Origin of the sequence: uncultured Dietzia sp., from assembly GCF_937873725.1 — a bacterium.
Classification (GTDB): domain Bacteria; phylum Actinomycetota; class Actinomycetes; order Mycobacteriales; family Mycobacteriaceae; genus Dietzia.
The window spans coordinates 1-8616 of the sequence record NZ_CALMYY010000001.1 but is presented as its reverse complement, the minus strand read 5'-3'; the positions used below and the strand labels follow the sequence as shown (position 1 = coordinate 8616).

Below are 8616 nucleotides of genomic sequence, written 5' to 3'. Positions count from 1 at the left end.
GGCAGCACGGACGTCGCCCTGCGGCGGTCGCCGTCGGACTGCGCCCAGTCGATCTCGCCGATGAGGATCGGTCGGGGCACGGCGACGTCGTGCTGGTCGCAGGGCAGGATGAGCATCGTGTCGCGCTGGCGATCGCGATATCCGATGACGAGGTCTATGACACCGGACGCGAGCGGTGCGTCATCGAGAGGAAGCGAGGTCCAGTTCTCGGGCAGATCGTCGAATCTCATGCCCCGGATTCTTCGGCACTGCCCACGCGGCCGACACCCCTCCACGGCGTTCTGTGGATTCCGCGAGGCGGCCTGGGGGGAACGCGAGTGGCGGGAACCGCGGCGAGGTGTCGGGCGTCCACGGGATCGGCGGCCGTGCTGACGGGCCCGGGTGTCGGCCGGGGGTCACTCCCGCGCGTCCGGGCGCTTCCGGTCCGCTTTGGTCTGTGACCGTCGGCGCTTCGCGTCGGCACTCCGGACGCGGGAACCGCGGGTGGGGCGGGTCGGTCGCCGGACGGAGTCGGGGGCCAGGGCGTCGCGCAGCAGGGCCGCGAGCCTGTCCCGGGCGGCGCGCCGGTTCCGGCGCTGGGACCGGTGCTCCGAGGCGGCGATGGTGAGTACGGTCCCGGCGAGGGAGGGGGCCAGCCGATGGAGAGCCAGGCTCCGCTGGTCGCCGGTGAGCGCGGTGGTCGTGGCCAGGTCCAGGCTCAGCTGCACGCGGGAGTCGGCCGTGTTGACACCCTGGCCGCCGGGTCCCGAGGAGCGGGAGAACTGCTCGAGCAGGTCCCGCGCCGGCACCCGTAGGCCGTGGGGGAGGCCCGGGCCGGGTGCCACGTGGAGGTCGTCCATGGTCTCCAGTGTGCCGTCACCGGGTGTAGAGGGTGGGCGTCGCGACATGCGCCTGAACCGGGGTCCGTGACAGTACTCTTCATCCGAGGACGGGCCGGGCCCGCGCCACCCGGACGGGAGCCCGTGGCGAGAGGACGAGGGATGAGCACAGATTTCGACCCGCGGGTCGCCGGGACCAGGCGGGTCGCCGGGGTGATTCTCGCCCTCGCCGCGATCGGGCTGGGCCTGGTGGTGATCCTGGTCCACCTCACCCTGCCGTGGATCGTCAGGGGGGCGGGTGTGGGCCTCGTCGTCGTCGGTCTCGCGACGGCGATCGGCGTCGACGGTGCGGGCCGTTCCCGGCGGTGGGGACGCGTCCTCGCCGGGCTCGCCTCGGCCGCCGCGGGCGTGGTGGTGCTGGTGTGGCAGTCCGCGAGCATCCGGAGTCTGTTGTGGGTCATGGTCACCGCCTTGGTCGTGCACGGGATCCACACGATCCTGGCGGCGCTGCGGAGCGAGACCGATCGCCGGGTGGCGGGGCTGGTCGGTGGGGCCGCGGCGATCCTCTTCGGCGTGCTCTGCCTGGTCTGGCCGGTGTTGGCGATCGAGCTCGTCAAGTACGGGGTCGGGGCCTGGCTGGTCTTCGTGGGACTGCGGGGGCTCCTGGAGTCCCTGCTGCCCCCGCGTCGTGAGGACGCGTCCGCGCGGGGCGGTCGGGGCGGGATGCGCAGGTGGGGCCGGACGATCCTCGCGGTTGTCGCGTTGCTGGTGGTGGTCGCGCTCGCGATCGGCAGCGCTCTGCTGCTGCGCGGCGACGACCGCCCGGAACCCGGTGACTTCTACTCGGCGACGGACCCGCTGCCCGACGAGCCCGGTGTGCTGTTGCGTGCCGAGACGCTCACCTCGGGAGTCCCCGCAGGGGCCGACGCCTGGCGGATCCTCTACACCACCACGGACCCGTCGGGCGGCGTGAGGGTGGCCAGCGGTGCGGTGATCGCACCGACGGATCGGGGGCAGGATCCGCTGCCGCTGCTCAGTGTGGCGCACGGGACGACAGGCATCGTCCCGCGCTGCGCGCCGACCCTCAGCCCCACCCCGTTCGCCGACGGCGCCGGTACCGCGCTCGAGCAGATGGTCACCGCCCACGGCTGGGCGGGGGTGATCTCCGACTACGTGGGCCTCGGCACCGAGGGGCCGCATCCCTACCTGGTCGGACAGGCGGAGGCACGCAACGTCCTCGACGCCTCCCTCGCCGCGCGGCAGCTCGACGGCGTCACGCTCAGCACCGACACCGTGGTGTGGGGCCACTCCCAGGGCGGCCACGGCGCGCTGTGGGCCGGACAGATCGCCGGGGACTACGCGCCCGAGCTGACTCTCAAGGGGATCGTCGGCATGGCCCCGGCCACGGACCTGTTCGACCTCGCCGAGGCGAGCAAGGACGAGGTGGCCGGCAAGACCGTCTCCGCGTACATCGCGCAGTCGTGGAACGCGGTCTATCCCGAGCTGGACCTGTCCGGGCACCTCAACCCGGGCACGGCGTACGGCGTCGAGGAGATCGGCGACCTCTGCTTCAACGAGAAGGACGTGATCGCGGCGCTGATCCGGGGGAGCCAGATCCCCGAACAGGTCTTCCCCGACTCGGCCCTCGACGGCGACCTGGGTGAGGCGCTTCGGGCGAACTCGCCGACCGGGCCGTGGCCCTCTCCGGTGCTGATCGCCCAGGGCACGTCCGACCCGCTGGTGAAGCCGGGCATGCAGCAGGGCTGGGTGGACGCGCGCTGCGCCGCCGGGGAACCTCTCGACTATCGGACCTACCCGGGGCTCGACCACAACGGGTTGGTCGCCGCGGACTCGCCGCTGACGCCACAGCTGGTGTCATGGACCCTCGACCGGTGGAGTGGTGAGGCCCCCACGCCGACCTGCTGAGCGGATGCGTCGGCGACGGGGGCCTCGGACAACGTCCGGCGGGAGACGAATCGCCGGGGCGCCCCGGTCAAGGGATCGATGAAGGCGAGTTCGCGGGCCAGCAACTGCAGCGGGAGGTCGGGGTCGTCCGGCGCTTCGGGGAGGAGTTCGGGGTACCGGCGGTCGCCCAGGATGGGGATACCGAGCGCGGCCAGGTGCACCCGCAGCTGGTGCAACCGGCCGGTGTGGGGGCGCAGGAGGGTGTGCAGGACGGCGCGTCCCGAGGCGCTGGAGCCGGAGCCGAGGACGTCGACGAGGGTTTCGGAGTTCGGGTCGCGGTTCGGTCGGACCGCGACCCGCAGGTCTCCACGCAGCCTCTCGAGGTGGTCGCGGTGGACCAGGGGGACCGGCCGACCCGAGAGCTCCGGGGCCCGGGGGTCCCACCCCGGCGGGCGCGTCGAGACCGCCTCGTAGGCCTTGGCGACCTCGCGCCTGGCGAAGAGCGTCTGGTACGCCCCCCGCGTGGCGGGTCGGGCCGAGAACATCACGAGTCCGGCCGTGGCGCGGTCGAGGCGGTGGATCGGCGTCAGCGCGGGGTTGTCGAGCCGGACGCGCAGGCGGACCAGCGCGGACTCCCGGAGGAATCTCCCCGTCGGGGTGGTGGGGAGGAAGTGGGGCTTGTCGATCACCACGAGGTCGCGGTCCGAGTGGAGAATCTTCTCGTGGACCGGCAGCGGACGCTCCGCGGGGAGCTCGCGGTGGTACCAGAGGAACTCGTGGGACCCGAGAGCCGCTCCGGGGTCGACAGGGCGGGCGTCGACGCCGACGAAGTCACCGGCGGCGAAGCGACGGTGCAGGTCGTCCGGATCCAGGTGGTCGAACCTCGCGACCACGAACTCCGCGATCGTCGACCACGGGCCGGTGGCGGGCACGCGCAGCCGCGTCGGTCCGACCCCGTCTTTGACGGGCAGCGGCGAGGGCATGGGCACGGGGCCATCCTCCCACCCGGAACCAATACAGTGGAGTCCATGACCAGGCGCGACCCGCAGACGAGCCCCGGCGCGCCCGAGGATCGGGCGGCCGAGGCGCTCGTCGGCCCGGTCTCAGGTCCGGACCTCCACGTGATGAGCTGGAACCTCCGCCGGCCGGTGCCGGCGGTGCTGGCGCGCACGGCCGACCGGTGGGAGGTCCGTGCGCCCCGGGTGCGGGCGCTCCTCTCCACGGAGCAGCCGACGGTGCTGGGCGCACAGGAGGTGGTGGCGGGGCAGGCCGAGGCGATCCGCGCCGCGCTCGGCGCGCGTTACCGCCACGTCGGCCGGGGCAGGGCCCCCGACGGAGGCGGGGAGGCGACGCCCGTCTTCTACGACGCCGACAGGCTCGAGCTGCTCGACTGGGACCAGTCCGCGCTGTCGGACCGGCCCTCCCGCCCCGGCTCGGCCTCGTGGGGAAACGTCTTTCCGCGGATCGTCGTCTCCGCGGCCTTCCGCGACCGGGCGACCGGCGGGCGATTCCTCGCCGTCAACACCCACCTCGACCCGCTCTCTCCGCGGTCACGGGTGCGGTCCGCCCAGGCGATCCTCGCCGGTGTCGCCGCACGCGGGTTGCCGGTCGTGCTCACCGGGGACCTCAACGCCGGCCCGTCGAGCGCGGCGGTCCGGGCCCTGCTGGCGGACGGAACCCTCACCGACAGCTGGAGCGGCGCCAGGATCCGGCTGACCGCGGAGTGGGGGACGTACGCGCGGTACCGCGCGCCGCGTGGGGGCGGCGCCCGGATCGACTGGATACTCTCCTCGTCGGCGTTCAGCGTCTCCCGCGCCGCGATCAACCCGAGGCGCCACGGCGGCGGATGGCCCTCGGATCATCTCCCGGTCCACGCCGTCATGAGGCTGGACGAGGGAGGTGCCACCACATGATCGACAACTTCCTGCGGCCCGCCGAGACGGCGTCGGAGATGTGGGCCGACGCCCTGCGGGTCCTCGGCACCGCCGGCGTCGTGGTGGCGCTGCTCCTCCACGGGCTGACCGACGCGGCCATCGTGGCGTTCGCCCTGCCCGGCCTCATGCTCCCGCGCTTCATCGGGATGCGGCCGTGGGCGGACACGGCGATCTCGGCCACGCTGCTCGTGGCGGCGTGGAGCAACGTCTTCGACGTGTACGCGCAGATCTGGTGGTGGGACATCGTGGTGCACGCCCTGTGCGCCGGCTCCCTGGCGACGATGACCTACCTCGTGCTCGCGCACAAGGGGATCGTGCCGTCGCCGACGACCCCCGGTGTCGGGGCCGTGGGGCCGGTGGTCCTCACCGTCGCGTTCGGCCTGGCGCTGGGCGCGGTGTGGGAGATGATCGAGTGGTTCGGCCACGCCTACCTCACCGAGGAGATCTTCGTGACCCTCGACGACACGATCGGCGACATGGCCGCGGGCGGGCTGGGTGCCCTGTGCGCGGGCGTGCTTCTCGCGTACGGGCCTCAGCTGCTGATGCCGACGGCCTTGCCGATGAGCGAGTCGTCGGAGAGCACCTCGAGCAGGTAGGCCGCGAGATCCGCGCGGGGGATGCTGCCGCCCAGCGTGCCCCCGTCACCGACCTCGTGCGCACGCCACCGTCCGGTCGCCGGCCTGGTGGTCAGCCCGGTCGGCCGGACCACGGTCCAGTCGAGGCCCGAGGATTCCACGACCGACTCCTGCTCGTCGTGGTCGGCGAGGGGGGCGGCCAGCACCGCCTTCATCAGCAGCCTCAGCGGCAGCGGCATCTGCGCGCCGGAGTCGCCGGCCCCGAGTGACGACTGCACGACCAGCCTCCGGGGTCCGGACTCCGTCATGGCGGTCACGATCGACCGCGTGACCTCGGCGCGCTGGCGCCGGACCCCCTTCGCCCCGCCCACCGTGACCACCACCGCGTCGGCTCCGGCCACCGCCTCGCGGGCGACCGCCGGGTCCGTCGCACTGCCGACGACCCCCCGGACACCGGCGGGTGCGTTGCCGCTGCGCGAGACGACCGTCACCTCGTGCCCGGCGTCCCGGGCGAGTCCGGCCAACAGGGCCCCCGTCCCCTGGGACCCGCCGATGATGGTGAGCTTCACCGAGACCTCTTCTCGTCGTCGTCGCGTTCTGGTGAGCCTACGCGGCCGGTTCCGCCCTCCGGCCGGGCGTCCGGTCGGGCGCCGGACCCTGCCGCACGAGTTCGGCCAGGAGTGGGAAGAGCAGGACGGTCACCGCGCCGGCGGCCACCAGCACCATGGAGATCTCGTCCTTCATCAGGCCGTTGTCCACGGCGACCCCGGTGACGGCGACGATGATCGGCAGGCCGGTTGCGGCGTACAGCCCCACCCGCGCGCGGTCGCGCGGCGTGGACAGCCCGGGGCTGGCGGCGGTGACGGTCTCACTCAGCCACACCCCGCCACCCCGGATGACGAGCATGCTCGCCACCGCCGCCACGAGGATCCACGGGGTGTCGGCGACGGCCCGGAGGTCGATGCCCATCCCCGACACCACGAAGAACACCGGGATGAACAGGGTGTAGCCGACGGTCTCGAGCTGACCCACGAGGACCCCCGAGAGGTCGCGGCCGGAGTCCTCGCGCCCGGTCCGTCTGTTCATGCCCAGGGCGTCGACCAGGTGGCGCAGGATCATCCCGGCGGCGAACGCCCCGAGCACCACGTCCAGGCCGAACACCGTGGCCACGACCATCATGGTGGCCAGGAGCAGCATCACCGTGCGCATGGCCAGCTGGCCGGTCGAGGTGGTCCCCCGGACGAGCGCCCGGCCGAGCGCGGGGACGTGGAGCAGGCGGGACGGCACCGCGAGGATGACCAGGGCGGCGACGAGGAACAGCCCGACGGCCACGATCGACGAGGAGATGCTGCGGGTGCTGAGCAGGACCGCCATGACCAGGATCGGTCCCAGCTCGCCGACCGCTCCGTGGGTGAGGATCGCGCGGCCCACCGGGGTGCCGTCCTGGCCAGCGCCCTTGAGGATCGGCAGGAGGGTCCCGATGGCGGTGGAGGTGAGCAGGAGCCCGATCGCGACGGCCGTCTCCCAGCGCCCCGACACCAGCCAGCCCACCCCGGCCGCCAGGACCAGACTGGCGGCCCAGGTCCCCGCCGCGCGACGCCCACCGCGCCCGGTCAGGGTCGAGACCTCCAGCTCGAACCCGGCCAGGAGGAAGAGCATCCCCAGCCCGAGCTCGGACAGCATGGCGACCCCGCCGGTCTCCACGGCCAACCCGAGCCCGTTGGGGCCGATCAGCATGCCGCCGGCCAGGAGCAGGACAACGCCCGGGACGAGGGAGCGCGTCATGCCGGACAGCAGCGGGGCCGCCCAGACCGCCAGGACGATCCAGAACAGGGACACGAGCTCGGTCGACGTCGCCTCGGCGGCCAGGAGGGTGGTGGTCACGAACGGCCTCTCGCTCGGGTGATGAGCGAGAGGTTACTGGACCCGCGGGCCGACGGGCGGCCGGGGGTTCTGCCACACTCGGGTCCACGGCGGCGGATCGCACCGGGGTCCCCGCGACCCATCGGTCTGGAGTCACGTGAGCATCTCGATCCTGTGGTTTCGCCGCGACCTGCGGCTGACCGACAACCCCGCGCTGCTGGCCGCCGTCGAGGCCTCGGACGAGGTCCTGCCGGTCTTCGTCCGCGACCCGGTCCTGCTCACGCGCGGGGGCAGGCGGGTGGACCGGCTCGAGGCCTCGCTCGCCGCGTTGTCCGCCGACACCGGTGGAGCCCTGGTCGTCCGCACCGGCGACCCCGCCGACGTGATCACCGGGCTGGCCGCCGAGGTGGACGCCCGGGAGGTCCACGTGGCCCGCGAATCCACCCCGTACGGTCGGCGGCGGGACGAGCGGGTGCGCGCCGGGCTCCGGCGCGACGGTCGGAGTCTGGTCGAGACCGGATCGCCCTATGCCGTCGGACCGGGACGGATCGTCAACCGCACCGGGGAGCCCTACAAGGTGTTCACCCCCTTCGCCAGGGCGTGGCGCGAGCACGGCTGGCCCGCGCCCGGGGAGCGGCCCGCCGCCGTGGCGTGGGCCACCGCGACGTCCGACACCGCGACGTCCGACACCGAGCCGTCCGGGTCCGCCGGTCCCGGGGGTGGGGGCGGGGCGGGGGAGAAGGCCGCCCTGGCGCGGTGGCGGGATTTCCTCCGCGACGACCTGGCCTCCTACGCGGACCAGCGGGACCGCCCGGACCTCGACACCACCAGTCGGCTGTCCGCGCACCTGAAGTACGGCGAGATCCATCCGCGCACGATCCTCGCCGACCTCGCCGCGCACCCCGAGGCCCTCGGCGAGGGCGCGCGCGTCTTCACCTCCGAACTGGCCTGGCGGGAGTTCTACGCGGACATCCTCTGGCACTGGCCCCGGTCGGCGTGGCGGGATCTGCGGGGCGCGCTGGCGGGCATGCCCTACGACGACGGCCCGGAGGTCGACCTCCTCGTCGAGGCGTGGCGGCAGGGGCTGACGGGGTACCCGTTCGTCGACGCGGGGATGAGGCAGCTACGCGCCGAGGGCTGGATGCACAACCGGGTGCGGATGGTCACCGCGAGCTTCCTGGTCAAGGACCTGCACGTGTGGTGGCCCGTCGGGGCGCGGTTCTTCCTCGATCAGCTCGTCGACGGCGACATCGCCTCCAACAGTCACGGGTGGCAGTGGGTGGCGGGGACCGGGACCGACGCCTCGCCCTACTTCCGGGTGTTCAACCCCATCACCCAGGGTCGCAAGTTCGACCCCGACGGGGAGTACGTGAGGCGGTGGATCCCCGAGCTCGCCCACCTGGCGGGCGCGGCGGCCCACGAGCCGTGGCGGGCCCCCCGGGGAGACCGCCCCGGGGTCCCCGAGCGGGTGGGGGGCCACCCGGAGGGGGCGGTGGCGGCGCGTGCTCGGTAAGACCTCCG

Annotated in this window: 9 protein-coding genes; 4 read left to right on the top strand and 5 right to left on the bottom strand. The window is 73.5% G+C overall.

Annotated elements, in window-relative coordinates:
- A partial coding sequence (locus Q0444_RS00045; protein WP_299020308.1) for a hypothetical protein occupies nucleotides 1–230 on the bottom strand: 230 nt, incomplete at its 3' end.
- 165 nt (nucleotides 231–395) lie between these two features.
- Nucleotides 396–839 (bottom strand): alternative ribosome rescue aminoacyl-tRNA hydrolase ArfB, encoded by a 444-nt coding sequence (gene arfB / locus Q0444_RS00040; protein WP_291085592.1) that lies wholly within the window; start codon nucleotides 837–839, stop codon nucleotides 396–398.
- 141 nt (nucleotides 840–980) lie between these two features.
- Here arfB and Q0444_RS00035 point away from each other — a divergent pair, with 141 nt between their 5' ends.
- A complete protein-coding gene (locus tag Q0444_RS00035; protein WP_291085589.1) occupies nucleotides 981–2744 on the top strand; it encodes a lipase family protein in 1764 nt (587 codons plus the stop codon).
- On the opposite strand, the gene Q0444_RS00030 is transcribed toward Q0444_RS00035, so the two are convergent.
- A complete protein-coding gene (locus Q0444_RS00030) occupies nucleotides 2630–3706 on the bottom strand; it encodes a pseudouridine synthase (RefSeq protein ID WP_291085607.1) in 1077 nt (358 codons plus the stop codon). The two genes, Q0444_RS00035 and Q0444_RS00030, sit on opposite strands and share 115 nt — an antisense overlap.
- Before the next feature lie 45 nt (nucleotides 3707–3751).
- On the opposite strand from Q0444_RS00030, the gene Q0444_RS00025 reads away from it, so the two are divergent.
- Both Q0444_RS00025 and Q0444_RS00020 read left to right on the top strand, forming a co-directional pair.
- Nucleotides 3752–4636: an endonuclease/exonuclease/phosphatase family protein gene (locus tag Q0444_RS00025; RefSeq protein ID WP_291085586.1), complete on the top strand. Its 885-nt coding sequence runs from the start codon at nucleotides 3752–3754 to the stop codon at nucleotides 4634–4636.
- Nucleotides 4633–5253, top strand: a complete 621-nt coding sequence (locus tag Q0444_RS00020) for a hypothetical protein (protein ID WP_291085583.1) — start codon at nucleotides 4633–4635, stop codon at nucleotides 5251–5253. Before Q0444_RS00025 ends, Q0444_RS00020 begins: the two co-directional genes overlap by 4 nt.
- Here Q0444_RS00020 and Q0444_RS00015 read toward each other — a convergent pair.
- Entirely contained in the window at nucleotides 5190–5801 is a 612-nt protein-coding gene (locus tag Q0444_RS00015; protein ID WP_291085580.1) for an NAD(P)-dependent oxidoreductase, read from the bottom strand. The genes Q0444_RS00020 and Q0444_RS00015 overlap by 64 nt on opposite strands.
- Nucleotides 5802–5838: 37 nt before the next feature.
- Complete coding sequence (locus Q0444_RS00010) at nucleotides 5839–7116, bottom strand: cation:proton antiporter (protein ID WP_299020300.1); 1278 nt, start codon at nucleotides 7114–7116, stop codon at nucleotides 5839–5841.
- Between the two features lie 136 nt (nucleotides 7117–7252).
- Between Q0444_RS00010 and Q0444_RS00005 the strand changes: the two genes are divergently transcribed.
- A complete protein-coding gene (locus Q0444_RS00005; RefSeq protein WP_299020297.1) occupies nucleotides 7253–8608 on the top strand; it encodes a deoxyribodipyrimidine photo-lyase in 1356 nt (451 codons plus the stop codon).
- The last annotated feature ends 8 nt before the right edge of the window (nucleotides 8609–8616 follow it).

What these genes read in the sequence shown, in the direction of transcription:
- Q0444_RS00025 (WP_291085586.1), top strand. Translation starts at nt 3,752, where the DNA reads ATGACCAGGCGCGACCCGCAGACGAGCCCCGGCGCGCCCGAGGATCGG.
- Q0444_RS00030 (WP_291085607.1), bottom strand. Translation starts at nt 3,706, where the DNA reads ATGCCCTCGCCGCTGCCCGTCAAAGACGGGGTCGGACCGACGCGGCTG.
- arfB (WP_291085592.1), bottom strand. Translation starts at nt 839, where the DNA reads ATGGACGACCTCCACGTGGCACCCGGCCCGGGCCTCCCCCACGGCCTA.
- Q0444_RS00020 (WP_291085583.1), top strand. Translation starts at nt 4,633, where the DNA reads ATGATCGACAACTTCCTGCGGCCCGCCGAGACGGCGTCGGAGATGTGG.
- Q0444_RS00035 (WP_291085589.1), top strand. Translation starts at nt 981, where the DNA reads ATGAGCACAGATTTCGACCCGCGGGTCGCCGGGACCAGGCGGGTCGCC.